We start from the raw sequence: 25,201 nt of genomic DNA, 5'->3' as shown, positions 1-25,201 counted from the left end.
CGGTTTGACTCAGCTTTTGCTCCAAATGACGCCATACCGCTTGCACATGCAAGGCTTGCAACTTATGAGCCGGTTATGACCCAGACATCCCACGACCGCCTTCTGATCATCGACTTCGGCAGCCAGGTTACGCAGCTTATCGCCCGCCGCCTGCGCGAGCTGAACGTCTATTGTGAAATTCACCCTTACCAGAATGTCACGATGGATTTCGTGCGGGAAATGGCGCCGCGCGCCGTGATTTTCTCGGGCGGTCCGGACAGCGTGACGCGCGAGGGCTCGCCCCGCGCGCCGCAAGAGATTTTTGATTATGGCGTTCCGATCCTGGGCATCTGCTATGGCCAGCAGGTGATGATGCATCAGCTTGGCGGCAAGGTCGAAAGTGGCCATGGCACAGCCGAGTTTGGTCGGGCATTTGTTACACCCAAAGACAAACTGGATATTCTGGAAGGCTGGTTCGCGGACGGCGATGAACAAGTCTGGATGAGCCACGGCGACCATGTCAGTGAAATCGCACCGGGGTTCGAGGTATTCGGAACCTCGCCCAACGCACCTTATGCGATCACGGCCGATCCATCGCGGCACTTCTATGCCGTGCAGTTTCACCCCGAGGTACACCATACGCCGAAGGGTGCGAAACTGTATGAAAACTTCGTTAGGCTGGCCGGGTTCAAGGGCGACTGGACCATGGGCGCCTATCGCGAAGAGATGATCCGCAAGATCCGCGAACAAGTCGGAGACAAAAAGGTCATTTGCGGATTGTCCGGTGGCGTTGACAGCTCGGTTGCCGCGATCCTTATTCACGAAGCAATCGGGGATCAGTTGACTTGCGTCTTTGTCGATCATGGGCTGCTGCGCAAGAATGAGGCCGAAGAAGTCGTCGGGATGTTCCGGGACAACTACAACATTCAGCTGATCCACGCCGACGAATCCGAGTTGTTCCTTGGCGAACTGGAAGGTCAGAGCGACCCCGAGACCAAACGCAAAATCATCGGAAAGCTGTTCATCGACGTGTTCCAGCAACACGCCGATACCATCGACGGCGCCGAATTCCTGGCTCAGGGCACTCTCTATCCCGATGTGATCGAATCGGTGTCGTTCTCGGGCGGGCCTTCTGTAACGATCAAGTCCCACCATAACGTGGGTGGCCTGCCGGAAAAGATGGGCTTGAAACTGGTCGAACCGCTGCGCGAATTGTTCAAAGACGAAGTCCGTGCCTTGGGTCGCGAGCTTGGTCTGCCACAGAGCTTCATCGGGCGCCACCCCTTCCCCGGTCCGGGTCTGGCCATTCGCTGCCCTGGCGAGATCACCCGCGAAAAGCTGGAGATTCTGCGCGAGGCCGACGCGATCTACATCGATCAGATCCGCAAACACGGGCTTTATGATGACATCTGGCAGGCTTTCGTCGCCATCCTTCCCGTCCGCACCGTCGGCGTGATGGGTGACGGGCGCACCTATGACTATGCCTGTGCGTTGCGGGCCGTCACCTCGGTCGATGGGATGACGGCGGATTATTACCCGTTCAGCCATGAGTTCCTTGGCGAAACGGCAACCCGGATCATCAACGAGGTCAAAGGCATCAACCGATGCACATATGACATCACCTCGAAACCCCCCGGAACCATCGAGTGGGAATGATCCGGTAAAACGCAACCTCGGTCGACGCCAAAACGACCCGATCCCGGGAAATCTGCCCTAGTCGTGCCTGAAAAAGCCGGGCACGGCCTTGAACCTGACGCTTCATAAGCGTTTCAATGATTCAACGAATTCAATCTTATTGATCGCGTAGCGAAAGCCCCGATACCGAGGCCGTGACCGCGCGGCCAGGCCGGGGTGCGGTACGTGAATCAGACACAAAAAAACACATTCAAAGCCGCCTTGTGGATGACCGGAGCCATCGCGTCCTTCTCCTCGATGGCGGTTGCCGGTCGCGAATTGAGCCTCGTGCACGACACCTTCGAGATCATGATGTATCGAAGCCTTGTCGGGTTTCTTGTTGTCGCCCTCGTACTCACGGCCACAGGCGGTTGGGTTCAGGTTTCCACGCAACGCCTGGGGTTGCACGCCCTGCGAAACACCCTGCATTTCACAGGGCAGAATCTTTGGTTCTATGCGGTCGCTGTTGCGCCTTTGGCGCAGGTATTCGCGCTGGAATTCACACAGCCGCTTTGGGTGATCCTGCTGTCGCCGCTGCTGCTGAACGAACGTCTGACGCCCCTCAAAATAACGGCAGCACTTATCGGTTTTGCTGGCGTTCTGATTGTCACGCGCCCAGGCAGTGCGCCTTTAAGCCCTGGCCTTGCTACCGCAGCCGCGTCTGCGATTTTCTTCGCATTTACAACGATTACAACAAAAAACCTCACTCGTTTTGCCAGCATCGGGTGCATCGTTTTCTGGCTTACTTCCATGCAGGCGGTGCTTGGGGCCATCGCGGCCGGTTTTGACGGGCAGATTGCCTTGCCCACGGCGCAAACCGCTCCGTTTTTGGTTCTGGTCGGTCTGGCGGGGCTGCTGGCACATTTCTGCATTACAAACGCGCTGGCGATCGCCCCGGCGACAGTTGTGATCCCATTTGATTTTGCGAGGCTTCCCACCATCGCTGTGGTCGGAATGATCCTGTACCACGAACCCATTGACCATTGGGTTCTGATCGGTGCGGCGATCATCTTTTCAGGAATATTCCTGAATATCTGGTCTGAAAGCCGTAACAGTTTAGCAACAGTTGAAAACAGTAGTCGCAATACGTAACGCACCGTCACCAGTTGACCTTAAAGTAACCAAAAAGAGAGTATCGCTCATCATACACGGGATAGGCGTTCGTAACACTCAGCCAAACGCCATTGAAACCCGCCTGAGATTGTTAGGGAGGACAGAATGAAAAAAACACTACTCGCGACCTGCGCTTTGTGCGTTGGAGCGACGGCAGGATACGCAGGCGGCCTTGATCGAAGCGGTCAGGGCATCAACCTGATCTTCGAAGAAGGGTCAGCAGTCCAGTTTCGGTTGGGATACACCAACCCCAGCGTAACGGGCACCATGCCTGCTCTGGCTGGACCAAACATCGGGCAGCCGGTCGATTCCGGAGAGGTTGCGAACGACTTTTTCACACCGCATCTGGGTTATAAAACGTCTCTGACCGAAAAGCTCGATTTCGCGATCATGTATGACCAGCCCTTTGGGGCGGACATTGAATACGCAAACACCTACCCTCTTTCGATCAACCCTATTCCGGGTGGTCGTACTGATGTTTTGAGGGCTACAGCAGACACGGACGCCATTACGGCATTGCTGCGTTACAAATTCGATGGCGGGTTCAGCGCAATCGGCGGTATTCGAGCACAGCGTGTGAAGGCTTCTGTCACCGTCCCGCTTGCAGCAGGGTACCAGGTTGACACCGATGCCGACACTGCATTCGGCTACGTTATCGGGGTTGCATGGGAGAAACCGGAAATCGCAGCACGTGTGTCACTGACATACAACTCCAAGATCAGCCACGATCTATCGCAAACAGAATCTCTGAACCCACCACCGTTCCCTCCGATTCCACCCGGGACCGTGGCCACCTTCAACACAAACAGCGAAATTGAGACGCCCCAGTCGATCAACCTGGACTTCCAGACGGGCGTCGCGCCTAAAACGCTGTTGTTTGGTTCTGTTCGTTGGGTCGACTGGCCACAGCTGGTGTACAACCCGCCAAACTATCCGCCGACCAGCAACCTTGTTGACTACGACGATGCGACCTTCACCTATTCGTTGGGCTTGGGGTATCAATTCTCGGAAGAGTTCAGCGGTGCTGTAACACTAGGCTATGAGTCTTCTCAGGGCACTCCTGTATCCAACCTGGGCCCGACCGACGGGTTCTGGAGCATTGGTCTGGGCGGAACATATTCGTTGGAGAATGCCAAAATTTCCGGTGGCGTACGCTACACTGACATCGGTGATGCAACGGCAGATGGCGCCTTTGGCCAAACAGCCACCTTCAGCGGCAACAGCGCCTGGAGTGTTGGGTTTCAGATCACTTACGCTCTGAACTAAATCCAAGGTGTTTTCATCTTAGGCTCCGCTGTTTCAGCGGGGTCTTTTTTATGCGCAGGTTTCGGGTCGTATATCTGTCGAATGAATGAAATTGTGCGGCCATGAACACGCAAAAACACCTTTCTCGGCGCGCCTGGGTCGAACTTCTTCTCCTGGCCGTGATCTGGGGCGCATCCTTTGTGGCCATCCGGATCGCTCTGGACTCCATTCCCGTTATGACATCGGTTCTGCACCGCACGTTCTGGGCGATGCTGGTGCTGTGGCTGGTGGCTTGGGGCAAGGGGCTTTCACTGCCCCGCTCTCTGCGCATCTGGGGTGCATTTTTGATCATGGGATTGCTGAACAATGTCATCCCGTTCAGCTTGATGGCATGGGGTCAGCTTTACATCGATTCTGGTCTTACGGCCATTCTGAACGCGACCACAGCCATCTTTGGCGTTCTGGTTGCGGCGCTGTTTTTCAAAGATGAGCGTTTGACACAAGCCCGGGTTATCGGAGTCGTTTTGGGTTTTCTCGGTGTCTCGATCACGATCGGACTAAAGACCTTCACGTCTTTCAGCCTGCAAAACACAGCGCAGCTTGCCGTGTTGGCCGGAACGCTGTCGTATGCTTTTGCGGCGGCTTGGGCGCGGCATCATCTGTCTGACCTTCATCCCGTAGTCGCGGCAGCAGGAATGCTGACCGGTTCGACTGTGCTGATCCTGCCGCTGGCGCTCATGACGGACGGGGTGCCAACACTTGCCCTACCCGCGATTACCTGGGTTGCGATTGGCTATTACGCCATTGTGGCAACAGCGGGGGCATATCTTTTGTACTATCGAGTCCTGACAATGGCGGGCAGCGGCAACCTGATGCTGGTGACGCTTGTTATCCCTCCTGTCGCCATCGTGCTTGGCGCAATTCTGCGGAACGAAGCGCTGCCGCCGAATGCCTATTTCGGCTTTGTCATCCTTGCCATGGGTCTTCTGGTATTGAACCGAGCTGGCCGCCGTGATTGACGCCGTGCGCTGCCCGATTTAGCAAAGGCAAAAAAGGGACAGCACAAGATGATCTACAATTCAGCCAAAGACTGGCGCACGGCAAGCCGCAAGAAGGTGCTGTTCTTTGGCATGTCCGGTCTGGGCAAGACATATGTCTCGAACATACTTCGGGACTCGGGGAACTGGTTTCACTACTCGATCGACTATCGCATCGGCACCCGGTACATGGGCGAGTACATCACCGACAATGCGAAGGCCGAGGCGATGAAAGTCCCGTTCTTGCGTGACCTGCTCCTGTCGGATTCCATTTACATCGGCTCTAATATCTCGTTCGCGAACCTGACTCCGGTCGCAGCCTATCTGGGCAAACCGGGCAACCCTGCCCTAGGCGGATTAGAAATGCCGGAATACCGTCGCAGGCAGGAACAGTTTCGGCTGGCCGAAATACACGCTCTGCTGGATACTGAGTATTTCATCGACCGGGCCGAGCGTTTGTACAAGTACCCCCATTTCATCTGCGACACCGGTGGGTCGATCTGCGAATGGGTAGACCCCGAAGATCCGAACGATCGGGTACTGTCCGAGCTTTCGCAACACACCCTGATGATCTGGCTGAAGGGGGATGAGGAACACACGGCAGAGCTAGTACGCCGTTTTGACAAAGCCCCAAAGCCGATGTCCTATCAGGCGGAATTCCTGACCAAGGCCTGGACAGATTATCTGGACCTGCAAGGCTGTTCAGAAGCGGATGTTGATCCCGATGATTTCGTCCGTTGGACCTATGCACAGGCCTTGGCGCACCGCCAGCCGCGTTACGAGGCCATGGCGAACAACTGGGGCGTGACGATTGCCGCCAACGACATCGGAAAAATCCGCGATGCCGCTGATTTCGATGAGTTGATCGAGCACACACTTGAGACCACGCGCAATAACGCCTAACTATCAGTTTTCACTGATCTCTTAGAAGCCTAACACATGCCCATCAAAATCCCATCGGAACTGCCTGCTTTTGACGTCCTGACCAAAGAGGGCGTCATGGTCATGGACGAAGATCAGGCAATGCGTCAGGACATCCGCCCGCTGCGCATCGGATTACTGAACCTGATGCCCAAGAAAATCCAGACCGAAAACCAGTTCGCGCGTCTGATCGGGGCAACCCCGTTGCAGATCGATCTGTCTTTGATCCGCATGACCGAACACCGGACCAAGAACACCGCCGCCGAGCATATGTCCGAGTTCTATCGCCCGTTTCAGGAGATCAAGGATCAGAAATTCGACGGCCTGATCATCACCGGTGCCCCGATCGAACATCTGGAATTTCGGGATGTCACCTATTGGGACGAGATCAGCGAGATTTTCGACTGGACGCAAACCAACGTACATTCCACCTTTGGTGTGTGCTGGGGCGGGATGGCGATGATCAACCATTTTCACGGTGTCAAAAAGCACATGCTGGACGCAAAAGCCTTTGGGTGTTTCCGGCATCGCAACCTGGACCCGGCGTCTCCGTTTCTGCGCGGTTTCTCGGATGACTGCGTCGTTCCGGTCAGCCGATGGACGGAAATGAAACAGGATGAAATCGATCGCGCACCGGGGCTGAGGACCCTGTTGGGCAGCGACGATGTCGGCCCCTGTCTGGTCGAAGATCCCGGCCATCGCGCGCTGTATATCTTTAATCACTTCGAATACGACAGTGACACGCTGAAACAGGAATATGATCGGGACGTCAGCAACGGCACGCCTATCAACGTGCCGATAAACTATTACCCAGATGATGATCCAACCAAAACACCGCAGAACCGGTGGCGCAGTCATGCACATCTGCTGTACGGCAACTGGATCAACGAAATCTATCAGACCACGCCATTCGACATAACGAAAATTGGCCACTAAAGTCCTGATATCCCTTGGCTTGGCCGTTCTGGGCCTTGTCATACTGACAACCTGGCGCAGCGCCCGGAACGAAGCGCTGGCCGAGGCGGCTTTCCCCCCCGAGGGTCGGATTCTGGATGTGGGCGGCATCGCCGTGCATGCCGTGGTCATGGGGGACGGCCCTGATGTCGTTCTGATCCACGGTTCCAGCGGGAACACGCGCGACATGACCTTCGCGCTGGCCCCCATTCTGGCTAGGTCATACCGCGTGATCGTTTTTGACCGACCGGGCCTGGGCTATTCCGAAAGCTTCAATCCGGATGGCGAAACCATCATTGAACAGGCGGATATCCTGCAACGGGCGGCGGCTCAGCTTGGTGCGGAAAAACCCATCGTGGCCGGGCAGAGCTATGGCGGATCGGTCTCGCTGGCCTGGGCCGTGACCCGGCCCGAGAATATCTCGGCTCTGGTTCTGATCGCCCCGGCCGCCATCCCATGGGAAACGCCTTTGGATGGGTTCAACCGGCTTGCGTCAACCACGGCGGGCAATGTGCTGGCCTTGCCCTTGATCAGCTCTTTCGTGCCCGAATGGTACGTCACACAGGCGTTGGACAAAGTTTTTGCACCGCAAACGGCGCCCGAAGGCTATGCGGAACATTTCGGGCCCGGGCTGACGATCCGGCGTGGCTCGATGCATGCAAACGCCAAGCAGCGCGCCAACCTGCTGGACGAAATTACCCGACTGCAACCCAGATATAGCGAGATCTCCGTTCCGACGGAAATCATCCACGGAACGGCCGACGACACCGTTGGTCTTGAATGGCATTCTGAACGCCTGATCGAACAGATCCCCGGGGCCGAATTGATCGAGCTACCGGGTGTCGGTCACATGCCACAGGTGGTCGCGGCGCCCGAGGTTGCCGCCGCGATTGATCGCGCGGCGCAGCGCGCGGGTTTGCGTTAACCCACGCTCTAATCCATAGTCAGATATGGATTTTATCGCGAGGTGACATATGGCCCGGTCAGGAAAAGGCTCTATCGAGAAGTATTTTCAGAAAGACGCGCCCAAATCTGTACGGGAAGAGATTCAAAACGCGAAAAAGGGCGATATTCTGAACCCGACCTACCCGTATTCCGAAAAAATGAAGACCAAAGATTATGATGAGCAGATGGACCTGCTTCAGATTGAATTGGTCAAAATGCAATCCTGGGTCAAGGAAACCGACCAGCGGGTTGCCATCATATTCGAAGGTCGCGATGCCGCCGGCAAAGGTGGCACCATCAAACGGTTTCGCGAAAACCTGAACCCGCGCGGCGCGCGCAACGTTGCGCTGGCCAAACCATCAGACGCCGAACGCAGCCAATGGTATTTTCAGCGCTACATCCCGCATCTGCCCGCCGCTGGAGAGATCGTGTTCTTTGATCGCAGCTGGTACAATCGAGGTGTCGTCGAGAATGTCTTTGGCTTCTGCACCCAGGAACAGCGTGAGAGGTTCTTCCGTCAGGTCCTGCCGCTTGAAACGGGCCTGGTGAATGACGGCATCCATTTGTTCAAGTTCTGGCTCAATGTCGGGCGCGCGGAACAACTGAACCGTTTTCTGGCGCGCGAAAACGACCCATTGAAGCATTGGAAGCTCAGCGCGATCGACGTCGCAGGGCTGAACAAATGGGATGAATACACGCAGTCGATCTCGGAAACCCTGACCCGGTCGCATTCTGATGCCTGCCCGTGGACGATTGTGCGTTCTGACGACAAAAAACGCGCGCGGCTTGCGGCCATCCGAACGGTTCTGCATGCCTTGGACTATGATGAGAAGGACAAGAAGAGTATCGGCGAGATTGATGCCCGTATCTGCGGTGGCCCGGATATGTGGGAGGCATAAATTGTCTCTCTGCCCTGCCCCGTCGATGGCTTCACGATCATGTATTGGACGACAATGCGTCGGTGGTCTATGTCCTTGTCTTCCAACACGCAATCAATGCAACTGAGGCCGGGATGACGAAACGCGGTTATCACCACGGAAACCTGAAGCAAGCCCTGATCGAGGCTGCCTTGTCCCTGATCGAAGACAAGGGCCCGACCGGTTTCACGCTGTCCGAGGCGGCCAAAACCGCCGGTGTCACGCCTGCCGCCGTCTATCGTCATTTTCAAGGGCGCGAGGACCTGATTGCCGAAGCCGCACGGCAGGGGTTTGAGATGTTCGCAGACCTGATGCAATACGCCTATGACGAGGGACAGCCTTCAGCCCTTGCCGCTTTTGAAGCAACGGGGCGTGCATATCTGGCCTTTGCGCGCAAAAATCCCGGGCATTACATCGCCATGTTCGAAAGCGGGATTTCCCTGAACCGGACACCCGAACTGTCCTTGGCAGCCAACCGGGCGAAGGCTGTTCTTGAAAAAGCGGCCGCGGACCTGTCCCAGCATATTCCGCCTGACAAGCGCCCGCCCGCGTCGATGTTCAGCGCCCACATCTGGGCGATGAGCCACGGAGTCGTCGAACTGTATGCCCGAAATACCGGCGCGACTTCGCCTTTTCCTCCCGAAGACTTGCTGGAAAGCGGTATCGGCATCTACCTGCGCGGTTTGGGCCTGATCCCTCAGGACGAGTGACACGGTCAGAACGAACGACTGCCCTGAGGCATACTCAAGCCCGATGTCACATTGATCAGATCCATCTCACCCATCCCCTTGATATCAACGCACCCAAGCTCCGAGACCTGAAACTCGTCAATCAGGGCATATTTCATCTCTTCAGGGGCCACGATGTTCATGGGGTTGGCAAAGACCTGCAACCGGGATGCGATGTTTACGGCAGGGCCAAACACGTCATAGACATATTTCTGAATGCCCACGACCGATCCGACCGCCGCCCCCATTCCCAATCCGATCCGGGCCTGCCACTTATGCGGATGGCTTTCGTTGCGGCGTTCAAGATAGCGCAGGAACCTTACCGCACAATGCGCCACGGCGGTCGCATGATCCGGTGTTGGATCTGGCATACCTGACACGGCCAGATAAGCATCTCCGATCGTTTTGATCCGCTCACACCCGAATTGTTCCACGATCCGGTCAAAGGCCGTGAAGATGTCGTTCAGTTCACTCAAGGTGACCGTCGGGTCGGTCTTGGCCGCAAAATCCGTGAACCCGACAAAATCCAGCATAACTACCGAAACCTGCTGATACAGCTGCGGTGTGACAACGCCGAACGTCTTGAACTCTTCATACACGGCTCGGGGCATCAGGTTCAGCAACAGCCGTTCCACTCTTTCCTTTTCGCGCTCAAGCTCTCGGGTGTTGCGCTCGACCATGGTGGAATAGCTGTCGATCATGCTTTCCAATTCTCGAATGCGGGTGATGTTCTGACATTCCACAATCAGCACCTGCTCGGACAAGCCATTGGCCAATGAGACCGTGACAGCAAAGATCAAGGTCCTGCGTTTCGGCTTTATCTGCAATTCGACCGAGTACCGAAGGCCGGACTGCTTTACGTCCTCCAGTTCTTTGGGGTCGAGATCCGACAGAACGTCGCTTAGGGTACTCCCCTGTTCAGGAGTGCCGAACCATTCCGTGAAAGGTCCGTTGTGAAACACGAATTGCAGGTCGGATGCGCGCACCACGGCGACGCCGACTCCGATCGCACGCAGCAATTGCTCGTTTATCGCCAGAATGCTCATGCCGCGTTCCGGGTGACGATGATCGAACGTTTGCCTTCGATTGCGGTCAGCGCAGTTTTGATGTCTCCATCGGACATGCCATGCTGACTCAGCGCGTCGCCAAACAGCTCGGCCATGACGTCGAACTCGTTGTGCGAAATGTTTAGATGCCGATGAACTGCTTCGATCCTGTCATCACTGAAGGATGCGGGTCCGCCAATCAAAGACGAGACGAACTTGGTTTGATGGTCGATCAGGCGCGGCATATCAATGTCTTCGAAATGATGGCCGATCTCATCCGAATCCAACGCCATTTCATAGAAGGTCATCACGACCCGGCTGATCGTTTTGAAACCGCCATATTTTTCATAAAGTGTCTGTGCCACACGAATACCCGCGCGTTACCAATCAATAACCCCACAACTTTATATCAAATCGATATTTTTGTTAACGCTTATGATTTTCTGGCCCGGAAGGATCAAAAACCGTCTTGCCGCACAGGAAAACCTGCCAGAGCATCGCTGAGGCCGAATGGGATCTTTCATTCGTTCTTTGGGAATGGGACACGAAGGCAAGGCAACCATCAACGGGATTATCTTTTGACTGATCTTGAAGCGTTCTGATGGGCTGGGCCGGGTCAGCTTTGAACGCAAGCCCGCCCTTCTGAAAGAAAACTTCGTCTGATCCCCCCAAAACCCGCCGTTCAAAGAGAATTTCGTTTCAATACGGCGTGTCCTCATGTTCACATGCAGGAAAACGGCACAACAATCGAAAGGACCAAAAGTGCAGGAACATGGATATGCGTCCGGGCGACTGAATCTTCCTTTTGTCGGAATATCGACCTTTGCAAAATCTCCATATATCGAGAACTGGGACAAAATTGACGCCGACGTTTGCGTGCTCGGCGCGCCGTTCGACTTTGGAACTCAGTGGCGCCCCGGCGCGCGTTTTGGTCCTCGGGCCGTGCGAGAGGCATCGACACTTTTCAGTTTTGGCCATGCCGGCGCCTATGATCATGAGGATGACGCGACCTATCTGGACGGCTCGGTTCGGATCGTCGACCTGGGCGATGCGGATATTGTCCACACCAAGACCGAGACGAGCCACAAGAACATAGCCTTTGGCGTGCAAAAAATTCTCGAGGCCGGGGCACTTCCGCTGGTGATTGGCGGTGATCACTCGGTCAACATCCCCTGCATTTCCGCATTTGAAAGCGACTGCGCCGAAAACGGCCCGATCCATGTTGTTCAAATCGATGCGCATTTGGACTTTGTAGATGAACGTCACGGCGTCACCAACGGGCACGGAAATCCCATGCGCCGCGCGATCGAGAAAGACTATGTTTCAGGGATGACCCAGTTGGGCATTCGAAACGTATCGTCCACCGCCAAGGAAGGGTATGACGACGCGCGTGCGCGCGGATCGGACATCCTGTCCGTGCGGCAGGTTCGCAGATTGGGAACAGAGGCCGTTCTTGACCGCATTCCCGAAGGCAAACGGTACTATGTAACGATCGATATCGATGCGTTCTGCCCCTCGATCGCGCCCGGAACCGGAACTCCGAGCCATGGAGGTTTTTTGTATTACGACATTCTGGAAATCCTTCAGGGGCTGGCGAAAAGGGGTGACGTGGTGGGCATCGATCTGGTCGAGGTGGCCCCCGCCTATGACCCCACTGAAAGCACTCAGATTCTGGCGGCGCAGCTGCTGTTAAATTTTCTGGGTTTCATTTTTCACGAACGTGCCCGACGCACGTGAAAAGCGGGTGGAGCGGAAGCTCCACCCAAAACCTCAGGCGTCGATAATGTTGTGTCCCGGCCCGTAGGGGAAGCCTGTGATGTTTTCGGCTCCGCCTTCGCCCACCACCAGAATATCGTGTTCCCTGTAACCGCCAGCACCGGGCTGGCCTTCGGGGATCCACAGCATCGGCTCAATCGAGACCACCATGCCGGGTTCCAGCACTGTGTCGATGTCTTCGCGAAGTTCCAGACCGGCTTCGCGACCATAGTAGTGGCTCAGAACACCAAACGAGTGCCCATAGCCGAAGGAACGATATCGAAGCAGGCCTTCGTCGGCAAAAAACCGGTTGATCTCGGCGGTGATACCGGAACATGTGGCACCGGGTTTGATCAGGCTCAATCCAAGTTCATGCGCGGCCACATTGGCCTTCCACAGGCGCAGGCTGTCGGCATCCGGCTCGCCCAGAAACAGGGTCCGTTCCAGGGCGGTGTAATAGCCCGAGATCATCGGAAAGGTGTTCAGCGACAGGATATCACCTTTTTGCAACGCGCGTTTGGTGACCGGGTTATGCGCGCCGTCGGTGTTCAAACCCGACTGAAACCAAACCCATGTGTCGCGGTATTCGGCATCCGGATAGGCCCGCGCGATTTCCACTTCCATCGCGTCTCGACCAGCCATCGCAATTTCGATTTCGGTTGCGCCTTCGCGGATTGCGGCATGGATCGCAGCACCACCCACATCGGCCGTGCGCGCTCCACCCTTGATCAATTCGATCTCTTCAGCGGATTTGATCATCCGCGCAGCCATGGTGTCGGCCGCGATGTCAACCAACTCTGGCTTGTCCAGCGTGTTCAGCGCCGTGTCGCGCGCCGCAAGCGTCATGTGGTCGCCTTCGATGCCGATCCGCTTTGCATTCCCGATCAGGCTCGCAACTGCCCGCCAATAGTTGTCGCGTTTCCAGTCTGTATAAATCACATTGTCTCCAACCGACCGGCGCCAGGGTTGTCCGGCATCAATATTGGCGGAAACGGTGGTGCAGTTGTCCTGGGTTACAACACAGCCATAAGGGCGCCCGAACGCACAGTACAGAAAGCCCGAATAATAGGCGATATTCTGCATCGATGTCAGCAGCACCACCGGGATATCCCGCTGGGCCATGATCGCGCGCAGCTTGCCAAGACGGCGGTCATATTCGGATTTGCTGAACGGCAACGGGGCCTTGTCGCCATTATGGCAGGTGAAGAACTGAGGGCGGTTAGAAATGTCAGTCATCTTTGGTCTCTCATCTATGCCGGACATGCATTTTCCCGGCCACATGTCCCGGCGTTCAGGACAGGCGGTCTCGGGGTCCGAGAGCCGATCACCTCCGTAGTCGCCGCGACGCCATCGCGGCAGAGATGAACAGGTGAATCGTTAGATCAGACGGTTTGCTGCGTCAAGCGGGTGAAAGACCCCGCAGACGCTCTGACCGGCGCCGCAACAGTTCGACCGTCGTCAGCAGGGCAATGGATAGGACCACAAGGATTGTCGCGACCGCCAGAATGGTTGGACTGATCTGTTCCCGCAGGCCGGTGAACATCTGCCACGGCAATGTCTTTTGCGAGGCGGATCCCACAAACAAGACCACGACCACTTCGTCGAACGATGTGATGAAGGCAAACAGGCCGCCCGAGATTACGCCCGGCAAAATCAACGGCATTTGTATCTTGAAGAAGGTCCTAACGGGCCCTGCGCCCATATTGGCCGCCGCCCGTGTCAGAGATCGATCAAAGCCCACCAGGGTCGCCGTCACGGTGATGATCACAAAGGGAATACCTAGCACTGCGTGGGCCAGGATAACTTTCAGATAGCCTACGAAGTTCTTGTTCATGCCAAGTGTACCTTCGAGGAAACGTCCGATATCACTGTAGAAAAAGAACATACCCGTCGCCGAGATGATCAGCGGAACAATCATAGGCGAAATCAGAATTCCCATGATCGCACGGCGTCCTGGAACGTGAGACTGGCTGAGCCCGATCGCGGCCAGCGTTCCCAACGTTACCGAGATAACCGTCGCAATCGGCGCGATGATCAGCGAATTCTTGAAGCTGCGTTGCCATTCGTTGTTGGTGAAGAAATCTCGGTAATGCTTCAGCGAATAGCCTTCCGGATCAAGCCGCAGCATCTCGGGCGTGAAGGTAAAGAAGTCCTGCGCGTTGAAAGACAACGGCAACACCACCAGAATCGGCGTGATCAGAAAGACGAAGATCGCACCACAGATCACGCGAAACAGGTAGTGATAGAAAACCTGTTGTGCCGTGAGATACGGCAGCAGCTTGCGCCGATACCGCCCCTCATACAACCAATAGATAAACCAGGCGAAAAACCAGCCGCCGAGCAGCCCCAATACACCGCCCATCAACCCGGCCACTAAAAAACCCACGACACCGAATCCGATGATATTGATCAAGCGTGCGAGGTTTTCGTTCTTCACGATATTTATGTAGACCCAGGCCAGCCCCGCGATCAGGACGGCTCCGCCCAGTATGCCCAGAAGGACCGAACCATTTCCGGCCCCGACGAAAATGCCGGCAAATGCCCCGGCAAGTGCGACACTGGGCAAAACCATGGACATGGGTTTGCGGGATATCGGTGTCAGTGCTGCCATCTTGATTATCCCAACTTCACGTTATCGATGCCCACGATCTTGTCGTAGACCCAGTAGAGCAACAGAACGACCGCCAGAAGGATCGTACCCAAGGCCGCAGCCAGCCCCCAGTTCAGTGAGGACGAGATGTGATAGGCAATCCGGTTCGAGATGAAGACGCCCTTGGTGCCGCCCACGATCTCGGGCGTGATGTAGTACCCAATCGCCAGAATGAACACGAGGATCGAACCGGCACCGATTCCGGGCACGGATTGCGGGAAGTAGATGCGCCAGAACGTCGTCCAGTTCGTTGCACCCATGGATTTGGCCGCACGCGTGTAAGACGGCGGAATGGTCTGCATCACCGAATACATTGGCAGGATCATGAACGGCAAAAGGATGTGTGTCATCGCGATGATGGTGCCGATCTGGTTGTTGATTATGATCAGGCGAGCGTCATCAGCGACCAGCCCCAACCAAACGAGGGTATCGTTAATAACCCCCTGTTGCTGCAACATGACCTTCCAGGCGGACGTTCGAACCAGAAGGGACGTCCAGAAGGGCAAAAGGACAAGTATCATCAACAGGTTCGATACCCGCATCGGAAGTGTCGCCAACAAATAACTGACAGGATAAGCAAGCAGGATACAAGCACCTGTTATTACGAGCGACATGAACAGAGTACGTCCAAAAAGCTTTATCAGGATTTGCTTGTCTTCGGGTTGGGCCTGTGCGCCTTCCGGGGTTCTGCGCATATCGACGGCATTCAGGAAGTAACCATTGGTAATCGCTGGTGAGTGGGTCTTGATCACTCGCCAGGTTTGCGGATCTCCCCATCCGTCATGAATCTCGATCAATTTTTCCTTGAACGGCCCATCCGTTTCAGGGTCCAGTTTTTTGATCTGGCGCCCGGACCTGCGGAACATCGAAGACATGCCAGTCTCTTCGTAGTTCAAACGCGAACCGAGCCTTGTGTGCTCTTTGTTGTCAATCGCAACAATCATGTCGCGGACAAAGGCCTCGTATACATCCTCACCCGGCAACTCACCTGACTGCTCGTCCCAGTTGTTCAGGGCTTCCACGGTCAAGGGAAGCGTGTCGGACACGATACTGTTTTCAACGGACCTGAACAGCATCGATGCAATGGGAACGATGAATGAAAACAGGACAAAGAGGAGAAGCGGAGCGACCAACAGCAACGCCCGGAGCTTTTGCCTGCGTAGCGACCGCGCCAGCGACTGCTTGAGCGGTGTTCCATCAGCGGCCAGCATAGGGCCCGCGTTTTGGGTGGCGTCGGTCATTGTTGCCCCTTGGCTTTTTTGGGGTCAGGGGCAGTTTCCCGCCCCTGACAGTGTCACCAATTCAAAACTGGATTATTGCGCCAGCCACGCCTGGAATTTGGCGTCGATGTCGTCACGGTAGTCCGCCCAGAACTCATAGTTGTACAGGAACGTGTTCTTGGCGTTTTCCGGATCGGTTGGCATATGGGGTGCCATATCGATACCCAGTTCGGCATGCTTACCCACCAGCGGAGCCGACGATGCACGGGCCGGGCCGTACGAGATGTACTTGGCCTGATCCGCCAGACGCTGGGTATCGGTCGCGAACATGATGTAGTCCAGCGCGCGCTTCTGACGCTCTTCGCTCAGACCGGCGGGAATGATCCAACCATCCAGATCGAACACCTGAGCGTCCCAAAGCATGGCGACCGGCTGCTTCTGCTCTTCGATTACGCTGAACAAACGGCCGTTATAGGTAGAACCCATGACAACCTCTCCATCGGCCAGCAGCTGCGGCGTGTCGGCACCCGCAGACCACCAGACAACGCTGTCTTTGATGGTGTCTAACTTGGCCAGCGCCTGATCCTGACCTTCCGGAGTGGCCAGAACGTCATAGACATCTTCCTTCGCGACGCCATCGCACAAAAGGGCCCATTCCATATTGTTGATCGGGCGTTTTTCCAACGAGCGCTTGCCGGGGTAAGCTTCCAGATCGAATACAGCGCAGATATCGGTTGGGGGTGTATCGCCGACCAGGTCAGTACGGTAACCGAAGGTGGTCGAATACACGATCTGCGGAATAAAGCAGTCGCTGACCAACAGGTCGCCGAAATCTTCCGAGGCAGGTGTGCCATCCGGCGCAGGCGCAAGCTGGGTGTCAAAGTCGATTTCCAGCGCAAGCCCTTCGTCACACAGACGAATTGCGTCTGCGGCCACAACATCGACCACGTCCCAGGTGATATTGCCGGCTTCGTTCATCGCGCGCAGTTTTGCAACCGCTTCGGCCGAGCTGTCATCATTCAGGATGGTGACACCTGTCTTTTCAGAATAGGGCTCGTGATACGCCTTCAGCTGCGATTTGGAATAAGCGCCGCCCCAGGAAACGATCGTCATCTCCTCGGCGAACGCACCGCCGGCAACCGCCCCAACTGCAGCTGCTGTCAACAATGTTTTGGTTTTCTTCATGAATTACTCCCAGTTCTTCCCGTTTATGTGTGTGGTCGACTGATGCACGGGTTTTCACCAGCCGGTCCCTCAGTGAGGTCGCGCTTGTTCCGCGCGACTTGGCCTATGCGTCGAGCGCACGACAATCCTGAGCCAGCCAGCCGATCTCGATCTCCTGACCTGGGGTCAGGCGGATTGCGTCTGGCGCGTTCCGTGTTTTGACGATGAATTCATCATTTCCTGCAACGGACATGCGGAAACGGAATACGTCACCCATGTAGATGAATTCTTTGACAGTCGCTTTCAGCGTATGAGCATCGGCGTGCAAGCGATCCTTGTTGAATTCCACCCGCTCAGGCCGGATTGACACCTTTGTCCTTTCACCCGGATTGCGAACATTGATCGGAACCGCGTCAATTTCAGAGCCATCATCAAGTTGGACAAGGCATGTGTCGCCATCAATCGATTTAATGACACCTTCCAAGGTGTTGTTTTCCCCGATGAATTGGGCAACAAAGCTGTTTTCTGGTTCTTCATAAAGTTGATCAGGCGGTGCAAGCTGCTGAATACGGCCATCGTCGAACACAGCGACACGATCCGACATAGTCAACGCTTCGGTCTGGTCATGCGTCACATAGACCGTGGTAATTCCAAGCTCATGCGCAAGACGCGTGATTTCAAACTGCATATGCTCGCGCAGCTGTTTGTCCAGTGCGCCCAGGGGTTCATCCATCAACACCAGTTCGGGTTCAAAAACCAAGGCGCGCGCCAAGGCTATTCGTTGTTGTTGACCGCCAGACAACTGAGCCGGGCGTCGCCCACCAAACGCACCCATCTGAACCATATCCAGGGCACGCTGAACCTTTTCATCCCGTTCAGACTTGCCCAATTTGCGAACTTCCAAGGGGAATGAAAGGTTTTCGGCCACCGTCATATGCGGAAACAGGGCGTAGTTCTGGAAGACCATGCCAATCCCACGCTTGTGTGGAGGGATATTGTTGATTGGCTTCCCGTCAAGAAGGATTTCGCCATGTGTGGCGGTTTCGAATCCGGCAAGCATCATAAGGCAGGTAGTCTTTCCAGACCCGGACGGCCCGAGCATGGTCAGGAATTCGCCTTTAGGCATTGCAAGGTTGAGATCTTTGACAACGAGATTCTCGCCATCATAAGATTTTTGTACGCGTTGGAATTCAACAAACGCGGCATCAGTATTTGTGTCGGTCACAAGACCCCCTGTTGCGTCAAATGATTATCCGAGAGTTGCGGATTTCATTGATCTGTAGTCAGCAGTTAAGACCATGCAGTAGGCACTTGGCAACATTAGATGACGCTTTTGCGAATATTCATATCATATTTGCTGTTTCAATCAGCAAGATTGAGACGACCCATATGCCATGCAAGACTTTGATTGCTTGAAAGAACAGGCTTGCCGATCCGCTTGCGAATCTCGGGGATGGCTTCCATCGTGCGCAGATTGGTACAGCTGAGGAAAACGGCCTCGACCGACGGATCAGATCCCAGTTTCGTCGCGGCCTCGATCACGGACTGCACCGAAATCCGAGCAACCTTTGCCTCTTCGGCCTGCCCGAATGTCCCGAAAACATCCATGGTTATTCCGTTTTCTGAAAACGCGGCACGCAGCGGTGCGTTGACCTCTTCGACATAAGGCGACAGCAGCGCAAACCTGGACACGCCAAGATCCGCGGCGCAGGCCGTGGCCGCGCGCAAAGGGTTCGTAACCTCTTTTGTATTGCACGACTGTTTGACAAGTTCCTCCACACGCTTTGATCCAATGACGGAACTTGCTGACGTGCAGCCATAACCCACCACCCGGAAAGGACGCGCGCTGGGCAGCAATCCCGCCGCCGCCGGCAGGGCCTCTTCCATCTCGGCCAGGCTTTCCGGTGTCACTTCAATGCCGCTGGGTATCCGTGTTACATACAACGGGCTTTTCCGGCCCGAGAAAATCGTGCTGAACTCCGGCTCAATCGTCTCGTCGACTTGAAGAACAATCAATCCAAGCGGCGGGGCTTGCGGGTCGTCCTCGTCAAGCGTGTAAGGCACGTAGGTCATAGCTGGATCATCTCCGGCCCGATACGCGGGCTGATAAAGCGCGGAACATCGTCTGTTACGACGATGTTTTCTTCGTGAACCAAGATCTTGCCACCAACGGCAACGCCCGGCTCCAAGGTCAGCACCATGCCTGGCTCAAGAACTGTCTGGTCCGTCGGGATGAGCGACGGCCATTCGGTCAGCGACATTCCCAACCCGTGCCCCAACCGACCGGCATCTGTGCTTTCGGATGCCTTGGTCAGCACGGTGTTCATGGCATGAAACAGCTCTGCTGCGGTGGCGCCGGGGCGGGCAATCTCGAAAGCAGCATCAGACGCCTCAATCAGCCTAGCGTAAGCAGATTTCACGTCGGGTATTGCTGGGCCGACCGACCAGTTGCGGTCGAAGTCACTGAAATAGCCATCCCAGACCAAGCCGGTATCAAGCATCAGTACATCGCCATCCTCCAAGGGGGACGAAGACGCCGGCGATATTACGTCAGAGTAACCGCCCTGCTCTGCCCCACCTGCGAGATACGGCACCCAGTCGGCACCCTCTTCCAGACAGAGTATCTGGAAACCGCGAAATACTTCATCCAAAGGCACGCCTGCCCGAGCAATCTCGGGAACTCGGGCGAAGGCCCGACCGGCTATGGCGCATGCGGTTTCGATCTTGGCGATTTCCGCCTCGGATTTGACTATGCGAAGTTGGCGCAAAATACCGTGATCTCCGGTGATGTGGCGCGAACCGAGCCTGTTTCGCAGGCGTTCAATATCCGACACGGGCATACGCGCGTGCGTCTCGTGACCATCGGGCATTCCAATACGGCCTTTGAGGGGTGTCAATTCCGTCAGGGCATCCGTTAAAAGCGAGACGCCGTCATCCTGAAGGTCGGGTGAGCTCCATGTTCGGATGTCGTCGATCCAGGTTTGCCCCATCAACGAGGCGCCGATCGAGGGGATGACCGCAACCGGTTTTCCAACCGCAGGCAGAATAAGGAACCACGGACGGGTCGGGCTTTCCCAGAATCTGGTCAGGTATCCGGTAAAGTAACGCACGTCGGTTTCCGTGGTCAGTAGCAGCGCCGACAGGCCCGCGGCATTCATCATCACCTGTGCGCGTTCGGCGCGCGCTGCGAACTCTGCTGGCTCGAACCCTCTCATCCGGCGACCTCAGAGGTGGGGCGCCGCATGCAGGCTGAACCGTTGAAACGACACCGCTTGAATGGCCCGGTGCTATGGCCCGTTCGGTGTAGATTGATATCGGCTTTCATGCAGCCCCCTGAATTTTCGTTCGTTGACGTGAGCGGATCGGTAGGGTTCTGTCAACCAAAGTCTTTTGTTGACCGGAGGCGCCAATGACCCACTCTGATCCAGCCTTCAGCCGGGCGGAATATGATCGCCGTCTTGCCAAGACCCGAAAGGAGATGGCCGCAAAGGGAATTGACTGCCTTTTTGTCGAAGACCCTTCGAACATCGGATGGCTCACCGGGTATGAGGGTTGGTCATTTTACGTTCACCAGGGTGCCTTGATCTTTCTTGACGCGGACCCGATCTGGTGGGGGCGCCGGCAGGATGCAAACGGTGCGCTGCGCACGGTGTGGATGGGGGACGATCGGGTTTTCGGATACGCGGATCACTTCGTGCAGTCGACTACACGGCATCCAATGCAGGATCTGGCCAAACTTATTGCGGACTGCGGACACGGCCAAAGCCGAATTGGGGTGGAACTGGACAATTATTACTACTCGGCCAAAGCCCATATTACTCTGACGACGGAACTGCCCAGGGCGAGCCTGATCGATGCAACGGCCTTGGTCAATTGGCAACGGGTCGTGAAATCCGACGAAGAAATCGCCCTGATGCGCAAGGCGGCCCGGATTTCAGAGTTTGTAACTGACGGCGTGCTTGAGCGCGTTGAACCCGGCCTGCGCAAGAACGAGCTGGTCGCACAGATCTACCATGACGCAATCACGGGCGTCGGTGATGACTGGGGGGATTACGCAGCCATCGTCCCACTTTTGCCGTCCGGCTCAGATGCCGCCGCGCCGCATCTGACCTGGAATGGAGATGTGTTCAAATCGGGCGAATGCACCTTCTTCGAGCTCTCTGGCTGCTATCGCCGGTATCATGCTCCGTTCTGCCGGTCGGTTTTTCTGGGTCAACCGCCTGACTATCTCAAAAGGGCCGAGGCCGCCTTGGTCGAGGGGTTGGAAGCCGGTCTGGAGGCTGCACGCCCCGGCAATCGCGCGAAGGATATCGCCAAAGCGCTGGCGGCGCCTCTCGAACGTGCGGGGATCGAACGCGGTGCTCGCTGTGGCTATCCTGTCGGCCTCAGCTATCCTCCGGACTGGGGCGAACGCACGATCTCGCTGCGGGACGAAGACAATACGATCCTTGAAGCTGGCATGACATTTCACTTCATGCCCGGGCTCTGGATGGATGATTGGGGGCTTGCGATCACCGAAACCATCCTGATCAAGGAAAACGGTCCCGCAGAGTGTCTGTGCAAACGACCACGCAAAGTATTCGTCAAGCCCTGAGTGGTGCACGAACGATCCTAGGCCCGCGCCTGATCAAACACTTATCTGTTCAAGCAACCAGCCCCGAAACAATGTGGCCGCCGGACTGCTGGCATTGGCGGAAAGATAATACCCTTCGTTGCAGTCGACGGTGCTGTCATGTGCGCTTTCGACAAGACCGGTTATCATCGCATGTTTCGCCAGAAACTCGCTGATCAGGGCAACCCCGCTGCCATGAACCGCCAATTGAAGCGCCATGCCGAACGTATCGACGAAAACGGCAGGCTGCCGCTGTACGCCCTGCTTGTCGAACCACGTCTTCCATCCGCTTGAAGTGCCGACTGCCTCTATCAGGGGAAGGTCAAACGGATCCCCTGCAATCGTCGGCGCCTTGAGAGCGACAAGCCTGTCCGGCCACAAACGTTCGGCCCCCCTGCCCACTTGTTTTTCCGATCCGAACCTGACCTGAACGTCAGCTTGCGACGCGTGAAAATCGTCAGGCCAGATTGCGCTGAGCAGCCGCACACTGATCTCGGGATTGCGGGTGGTGAAGTCCGCGAGGTTTGGGGCGATGACCCATTGCGCGACGCTGACAGATGTGGCCACTGTCAGGACATCTCCTGGTGCGCTAGCGTCAGCCCTTCCGGCGGCGGCGGCAAGCGCCTCAAGCGCACTGCCGACTTCGGGCAGCAGTTTCCGCCCTGCATCCGTCAGGGCCAGACTGCGCGGATGCCTTATGAAAAGCGCTGTCCCCAGACGGATCTCAAGGGATTTCACCTGCTGACTGACGGCCGATTGGGTCAGGCCGATTTCCTCGGCCGCCGCGGTAAAACTCAGGGTCCGGGCCGCCGCCTCGAAGGATCGGAACCAGGTCAGGGGGGGAAGTGATTTTGCCATTGATCAAGTTAGCCATTAATCTTTTTAATGCGAAAGCACATAATTCAATCGTTTGTCAAAAATCACACCCGTTTCTACCTTTTCCCAGCGCGACAGGAGAGGTGTGATGAAGCCGGAAATACGCAAGATTGTTACCTACGACGAGGAGGTTCTTGTCGAGGGATTTCGCCCTGCGGAAATGCCATGGCGCATGTTTGCCGTGGCCGCAGTGATTACCAATCCCTGGGCGGGTCGATATGTCGAAGACCTCAAACCGGAAATCCAAGCATATGGCCCCGTATTGGGAAAGATGATGACGGACCGCATGATCGCGTTGGCCGGCAGTGGCGACGCAATCGAAGCCTATGGCAAGGCAGCCGTCGTCGGATTGAATGGCGAGGTCGAGCACGCCTCGGGCATTATTCATACCCTTCGGTTCGGCAATCACTACCGGCAGGCTGTCAGCGCGAAATCCTATCTGGCTTTCACGAACACGCGCGGCCCCGCAAATGCGCCGATCATGGTGCCATTGATGGACAAAAACGATGCCGGGCGGCGGTCTCACTACCTGACCGTTCAATTCTCGATCCCGGACGCACCGCGCGACGACGAAATTGTCGTCGTGCTGGGGGCGGCAACCTCGGGCAGACCGCATCACCGGATCGGCGACCGGTATCAGGATCTCAAGGATTTGGGTCATGACGTGGACAACCCGGCCGCGGTCTGAAATCGGCGGGCTGGCCGCCATCCAGACAGGCGCAGGTCCGGACATCCTGTTGCTGCACGGGGTTGGCCTGCGGGCCGAAGCCTGGGGCGCGCAGTTGGACGGGATGGCCTCTGAAGCGCGCCTGACGGCACCGGACATGCCCGGTCACGGCGAAAGCCCGCTGAGATTTTTCGGTGCGGAACTGTCGGAATACAGTGATGCCGCAGGGAACGTGCTGGGCAATCTGAACGGTCCGGTCCTTGTTGTCGGCCACTCGATGGGCGCGATGATCGCGTTGGATCTTGCCACCAAGGCGCCCGACCGGATTTGCGGCGTCGTGGCAATGAATGCCGTTTTTGAACGCAGCGCAAAGGCCGCACTGGCGGTTCAGAAACGTGCGGCGGGACTGGATGGGGAAACACCGGTTGACCCAACCAGCACGCTGCGCCGGTGGTTTGGTGACATCGGTTCGCCTGAACATGATGCCTGCTGCGAATGGCTGACGGCCATGGATCCGGCTGCTTACAAGCTGGCCTATACGGTTTTTGCCCAAGACGAAAATCCGCGGCGCGACGCGCTGGAGAAACTCGCCTGCCCCGCGCTGTTCGTAACCGGCAGTCAGGAGCCGAACTCCACCCCAGACATATCGCTTAAAATGGCTGAAATCACCCCGAACGGCCGCGCGCTGATCATCGATGGGGCGGCCCATATGATGCCGATGACACATGCAAGTCAGGTCAACGCCGCCATTTCCAGCTTTCAAAGCGAGGTGCAATCATGACCGAACTCGACCCCCGCGACCTCCGGCGGGCATTCGGCAAATTCATGACCGGCGTGACCGTCGTTACCACGCGCAGCGCCTCTGGCATGGCCCTGGGCTTCACGGCAAATTCCTTCACTTCGGTTTCGCTCGACCCGCCGCTGTTGATCGTCTGCCCCGGCAAGAACTTGTCTTCATACGGCGAATTCTCGACCTGCACCCATTTCACGGTGAGTGTTCTGGCCGAGGGGCAAGAGGATGTGTCCAACACTTTCGCCGGCTTCAAAGGTGACCGGTTCGCCAAAACCGACCATGACCTCGACGCGCGAGAGATCCCTTTGATCAACGGCGCGGTCGCGACATTCTCCTGCCGGACCCACCAAGTGATCGAGGCAGGAGACCATTGCGTTCTGATCGGACAGGTCGAAACCTATTCCCACAACGACCGCCCGGCGCTGGGCTACGCGAACGGGCAGTATTTCAGCCTTGGGCTGGAACGGGGGGCGCTTGAACCGACGGGGCGCAAGATTGTCTGTGGCGCAATCATCGAACACGAAGGCCGCGTGCTGCTTGAGAAAACGGAAGCCGGTTTCAGGCCGCCGCAGGTCACATTGTCCGACCGGCGACAGTTGCGCGACAGCCTTCGGCAGGATCTGCATGATCGTGGCATCGACGCATGTCTTGGCGTCGTCTACTCGGTCTATGACGATGCCACAGCGCATAATGTCTACATATTGGGCAATGCGCCGGAACTTCCCAAACACGGCAAGCTTGAGGCCGTCGCGATTGAAGACCTGGCAACCCTTGCCTACTCGACGACGCCAATCACCACCATGATTTCTCGTTTCGCGCTGGAAAGCCGAACCCGCGACTTCTCACTGTATCTGGGCAGTGCGCAGCAAGGCGACGTGCACAGCTTTTCTGAAAGGACCTGATGG

The 25,201-nt window shown here is 56.4% G+C and carries 24 protein-coding genes; 14 read left to right on the top strand and 10 right to left on the bottom strand.

From position 1 onward, the window contains the following. Positions 1-75 precede the first annotated feature (75 nt). From guaA to FIU92_RS06555, 9 genes are all read left to right on the top strand, one after another. The gene (gene guaA / locus FIU92_RS06595) at positions 76-1,635 is read left to right on the top strand and encodes a glutamine-hydrolyzing GMP synthase (protein ID WP_152457811.1); all 1,560 of its coding nucleotides are present in this window, start codon (positions 76-78) and stop codon (positions 1,633-1,635) included. A gap of 246 nt (positions 1,636-1,881) precedes the next feature. Next, complete coding sequence (locus FIU92_RS06590; protein WP_152459849.1) at positions 1,882-2,745, top strand: DMT family transporter; 864 nt, start codon at positions 1,882-1,884, stop codon at positions 2,743-2,745. A gap of 126 nt (positions 2,746-2,871) precedes the next feature. Continuing rightward, on the top strand, positions 2,872-4,032 hold the full coding sequence (locus FIU92_RS06585; RefSeq protein WP_152457810.1) for an OmpP1/FadL family transporter: 1,161 nt from the start codon (positions 2,872-2,874) through the stop codon (positions 4,030-4,032). Between the two features lie 101 nt (positions 4,033-4,133). After that, complete coding sequence (locus FIU92_RS06580) at positions 4,134-5,030, top strand: DMT family transporter (RefSeq protein WP_152457809.1); 897 nt, start codon at positions 4,134-4,136, stop codon at positions 5,028-5,030. A 48-nt stretch (positions 5,031-5,078) separates the two neighbouring features. Next, on the top strand, positions 5,079-5,951 hold the full coding sequence (locus FIU92_RS06575; protein WP_152457808.1) for an ATPase: 873 nt from the start codon (positions 5,079-5,081) through the stop codon (positions 5,949-5,951). Between the two features lie 36 nt (positions 5,952-5,987). Further along, positions 5,988-6,905: a homoserine O-succinyltransferase gene (gene metA / locus FIU92_RS06570; protein WP_152457807.1), complete on the top strand. Its 918-nt coding sequence runs from the start codon at positions 5,988-5,990 to the stop codon at positions 6,903-6,905. Then, positions 6,895-7,848: an alpha/beta fold hydrolase gene (locus tag FIU92_RS06565; protein WP_152457806.1), complete on the top strand. Its 954-nt coding sequence runs from the start codon at positions 6,895-6,897 to the stop codon at positions 7,846-7,848. Before metA ends, FIU92_RS06565 begins: the two co-directional genes overlap by 11 nt. Positions 7,849-7,897: 49 nt before the next feature. Further along, a complete protein-coding gene (ppk2, locus tag FIU92_RS06560; RefSeq protein WP_152457805.1) occupies positions 7,898-8,767 on the top strand; it encodes a polyphosphate kinase 2 in 870 nt (289 codons plus the stop codon). Between the two features lie 113 nt (positions 8,768-8,880). Further along, positions 8,881-9,495 (top strand): TetR/AcrR family transcriptional regulator, encoded by a 615-nt coding sequence (locus FIU92_RS06555; RefSeq protein WP_152457804.1) that lies wholly within the window; start codon positions 8,881-8,883, stop codon positions 9,493-9,495. A gap of 5 nt (positions 9,496-9,500) precedes the next feature. On the opposite strand, the gene FIU92_RS06550 is transcribed toward FIU92_RS06555, so the two are convergent. Together FIU92_RS06550 and FIU92_RS06545 are read right to left on the bottom strand one after the other, a co-directional pair. Continuing rightward, on the bottom strand, positions 9,501-10,559 hold the full coding sequence (locus FIU92_RS06550) for an adenylate/guanylate cyclase domain-containing protein (RefSeq protein WP_152457803.1): 1,059 nt from the start codon (positions 10,557-10,559) through the stop codon (positions 9,501-9,503). Continuing rightward, complete coding sequence (locus FIU92_RS06545; RefSeq protein ID WP_152457802.1) at positions 10,556-10,924, bottom strand: group 1 truncated hemoglobin; 369 nt, start codon at positions 10,922-10,924, stop codon at positions 10,556-10,558. The genes FIU92_RS06550 and FIU92_RS06545 overlap by 4 nt, the downstream gene beginning before the upstream one ends. Positions 10,925-11,321: 397 nt before the next feature. On the opposite strand from FIU92_RS06545, the gene speB reads away from it, so the two are divergent. Next, complete coding sequence (gene speB, locus FIU92_RS06540; protein ID WP_152457801.1) at positions 11,322-12,296, top strand: agmatinase; 975 nt, start codon at positions 11,322-11,324, stop codon at positions 12,294-12,296. 33 nt (positions 12,297-12,329) lie between these two features. Here the strand turns inward: speB and FIU92_RS06535 are convergent, their stop codons facing one another. The 7 genes from FIU92_RS06535 to FIU92_RS06505 all read right to left on the bottom strand — a co-directional run bounded on the left by FIU92_RS06535 (position 12,330) and on the right by FIU92_RS06505 (position 20,563). Next, positions 12,330-13,550 carry an aminopeptidase P family protein gene (locus tag FIU92_RS06535; protein WP_152457800.1) on the bottom strand — a complete coding sequence of 407 codons (1,221 nt, stop codon included), beginning with the start codon at positions 13,548-13,550 and terminating at the stop codon, positions 12,330-12,332. 163 nt (positions 13,551-13,713) lie between these two features. Next, entirely contained in the window at positions 13,714-14,925 is a 1,212-nt protein-coding gene (locus FIU92_RS06530; RefSeq protein WP_152457799.1) for an ABC transporter permease, read from the bottom strand. A 5-nt stretch (positions 14,926-14,930) separates the two neighbouring features. After that, positions 14,931-16,205, bottom strand: coding sequence for an ABC transporter permease (locus FIU92_RS06525; RefSeq protein WP_152457798.1), 1,275 nt, complete (start codon positions 16,203-16,205; stop codon positions 14,931-14,933). A 72-nt stretch (positions 16,206-16,277) separates the two neighbouring features. Continuing rightward, a complete protein-coding gene (locus tag FIU92_RS06520) occupies positions 16,278-17,369 on the bottom strand; it encodes an extracellular solute-binding protein (RefSeq protein WP_152457797.1) in 1,092 nt (363 codons plus the stop codon). A gap of 103 nt (positions 17,370-17,472) precedes the next feature. Further along, positions 17,473-18,573, bottom strand: coding sequence for an ABC transporter ATP-binding protein (locus tag FIU92_RS06515; protein WP_152457796.1), 1,101 nt, complete (start codon positions 18,571-18,573; stop codon positions 17,473-17,475). A gap of 137 nt (positions 18,574-18,710) precedes the next feature. Next, a complete protein-coding gene (locus FIU92_RS06510; protein WP_152457795.1) occupies positions 18,711-19,421 on the bottom strand; it encodes an aspartate/glutamate racemase family protein in 711 nt (236 codons plus the stop codon). Next, a complete protein-coding gene (locus FIU92_RS06505; protein WP_152457794.1) occupies positions 19,418-20,563 on the bottom strand; it encodes a Xaa-Pro peptidase family protein in 1,146 nt (381 codons plus the stop codon). The genes FIU92_RS06510 and FIU92_RS06505 overlap by 4 nt, the downstream gene beginning before the upstream one ends. Before the next feature lie 194 nt (positions 20,564-20,757). Between FIU92_RS06505 and FIU92_RS06500 the strand changes: the two genes are divergently transcribed. Next, positions 20,758-21,942, top strand: a complete 1,185-nt coding sequence (locus tag FIU92_RS06500) for a M24 family metallopeptidase (protein ID WP_152457793.1) — start codon at positions 20,758-20,760, stop codon at positions 21,940-21,942. Positions 21,943-21,975: 33 nt separating this feature from the next. Here FIU92_RS06500 and FIU92_RS06495 read toward each other — a convergent pair whose 3' ends face one another. Beyond that, the gene (locus tag FIU92_RS06495; protein WP_152457792.1) at positions 21,976-22,818 is read right to left on the bottom strand and encodes a LysR family transcriptional regulator; all 843 of its coding nucleotides are present in this window, start codon (positions 22,816-22,818) and stop codon (positions 21,976-21,978) included. A 106-nt stretch (positions 22,819-22,924) separates the two neighbouring features. Here FIU92_RS06495 and FIU92_RS06490 point away from each other — a divergent pair, with 106 nt between their 5' ends. Genes FIU92_RS06490 through FIU92_RS06480 form a run of 3 tightly spaced genes read left to right on the top strand, consistent with a single transcriptional unit; the run spans position 22,925 to position 25,198 of the window. Further along, a complete protein-coding gene (locus FIU92_RS06490) occupies positions 22,925-23,524 on the top strand; it encodes an amino acid synthesis family protein (RefSeq protein WP_152457791.1) in 600 nt (199 codons plus the stop codon). Further along, positions 23,496-24,284 (top strand): alpha/beta fold hydrolase, encoded by a 789-nt coding sequence (locus FIU92_RS06485; protein WP_152457790.1) that lies wholly within the window; start codon positions 23,496-23,498, stop codon positions 24,282-24,284. Before FIU92_RS06490 ends, FIU92_RS06485 begins: the two co-directional genes overlap by 29 nt. Continuing rightward, positions 24,281-25,198 (top strand): flavin reductase family protein, encoded by a 918-nt coding sequence (locus FIU92_RS06480; protein ID WP_152457789.1) that lies wholly within the window; start codon positions 24,281-24,283, stop codon positions 25,196-25,198. The genes FIU92_RS06485 and FIU92_RS06480 overlap by 4 nt, the downstream gene beginning before the upstream one ends. The last annotated feature ends 3 nt before the right edge of the window (positions 25,199-25,201 follow it).

The sequence above is a fragment of the Ruegeria sp. THAF33 genome, from assembly GCF_009363615.1.
Lineage (GTDB): Bacteria > Pseudomonadota > Alphaproteobacteria > Rhodobacterales > Rhodobacteraceae > Ruegeria.
Note: the sequence above shows the minus strand (reverse complement) of the source record. Positions and strands in the feature narration are given on the sequence as shown.

Excerpts from the sequence above, each read along its gene's own strand:
- FIU92_RS06580 (WP_152457809.1), top strand. The coding sequence starts at position 4,134 with ATGAACACGCAAAAACACCTTTCTCGGCGCGCCTGGGTCGAACTTCTT.
- FIU92_RS06485 (WP_152457790.1), top strand. The coding sequence starts at position 23,496 with ATGACGTGGACAACCCGGCCGCGGTCTGAAATCGGCGGGCTGGCCGCC.
- FIU92_RS06535 (WP_152457800.1), bottom strand. The coding sequence starts at position 13,550 with ATGACTGACATTTCTAACCGCCCTCAGTTCTTCACCTGCCATAATGGC.
- FIU92_RS06590 (WP_152459849.1), top strand. The coding sequence starts at position 1,882 with ATGACCGGAGCCATCGCGTCCTTCTCCTCGATGGCGGTTGCCGGTCGC.
- FIU92_RS06555 (WP_152457804.1), top strand. The coding sequence starts at position 8,881 with ATGACGAAACGCGGTTATCACCACGGAAACCTGAAGCAAGCCCTGATC.
- metA (WP_152457807.1), top strand. The coding sequence starts at position 5,988 with ATGCCCATCAAAATCCCATCGGAACTGCCTGCTTTTGACGTCCTGACC.
- FIU92_RS06480 (WP_152457789.1), top strand. The coding sequence starts at position 24,281 with ATGACCGAACTCGACCCCCGCGACCTCCGGCGGGCATTCGGCAAATTC.
- FIU92_RS06550 (WP_152457803.1), bottom strand. The coding sequence starts at position 10,559 with ATGAGCATTCTGGCGATAAACGAGCAATTGCTGCGTGCGATCGGAGTC.
- FIU92_RS06585 (WP_152457810.1), top strand. The coding sequence starts at position 2,872 with ATGAAAAAAACACTACTCGCGACCTGCGCTTTGTGCGTTGGAGCGACG.
- FIU92_RS06525 (WP_152457798.1), bottom strand. The coding sequence starts at position 16,205 with ATGACCGACGCCACCCAAAACGCGGGCCCTATGCTGGCCGCTGATGGA.
- ppk2 (WP_152457805.1), top strand. The coding sequence starts at position 7,898 with ATGGCCCGGTCAGGAAAAGGCTCTATCGAGAAGTATTTTCAGAAAGAC.
- guaA (WP_152457811.1), top strand. The coding sequence starts at position 76 with ATGACCCAGACATCCCACGACCGCCTTCTGATCATCGACTTCGGCAGC.
- FIU92_RS06530 (WP_152457799.1), bottom strand. The coding sequence starts at position 14,925 with ATGGCAGCACTGACACCGATATCCCGCAAACCCATGTCCATGGTTTTG.
- FIU92_RS06575 (WP_152457808.1), top strand. The coding sequence starts at position 5,079 with ATGATCTACAATTCAGCCAAAGACTGGCGCACGGCAAGCCGCAAGAAG.
- FIU92_RS06510 (WP_152457795.1), bottom strand. The coding sequence starts at position 19,421 with ATGACCTACGTGCCTTACACGCTTGACGAGGACGACCCGCAAGCCCCG.
- FIU92_RS06505 (WP_152457794.1), bottom strand. The coding sequence starts at position 20,563 with ATGAGAGGGTTCGAGCCAGCAGAGTTCGCAGCGCGCGCCGAACGCGCA.
- FIU92_RS06495 (WP_152457792.1), bottom strand. The coding sequence starts at position 22,818 with ATGGCAAAATCACTTCCCCCCCTGACCTGGTTCCGATCCTTCGAGGCG.
- FIU92_RS06500 (WP_152457793.1), top strand. The coding sequence starts at position 20,758 with ATGACCCACTCTGATCCAGCCTTCAGCCGGGCGGAATATGATCGCCGT.
- FIU92_RS06490 (WP_152457791.1), top strand. The coding sequence starts at position 22,925 with ATGAAGCCGGAAATACGCAAGATTGTTACCTACGACGAGGAGGTTCTT.
- FIU92_RS06520 (WP_152457797.1), bottom strand. The coding sequence starts at position 17,369 with ATGAAGAAAACCAAAACATTGTTGACAGCAGCTGCAGTTGGGGCGGTT.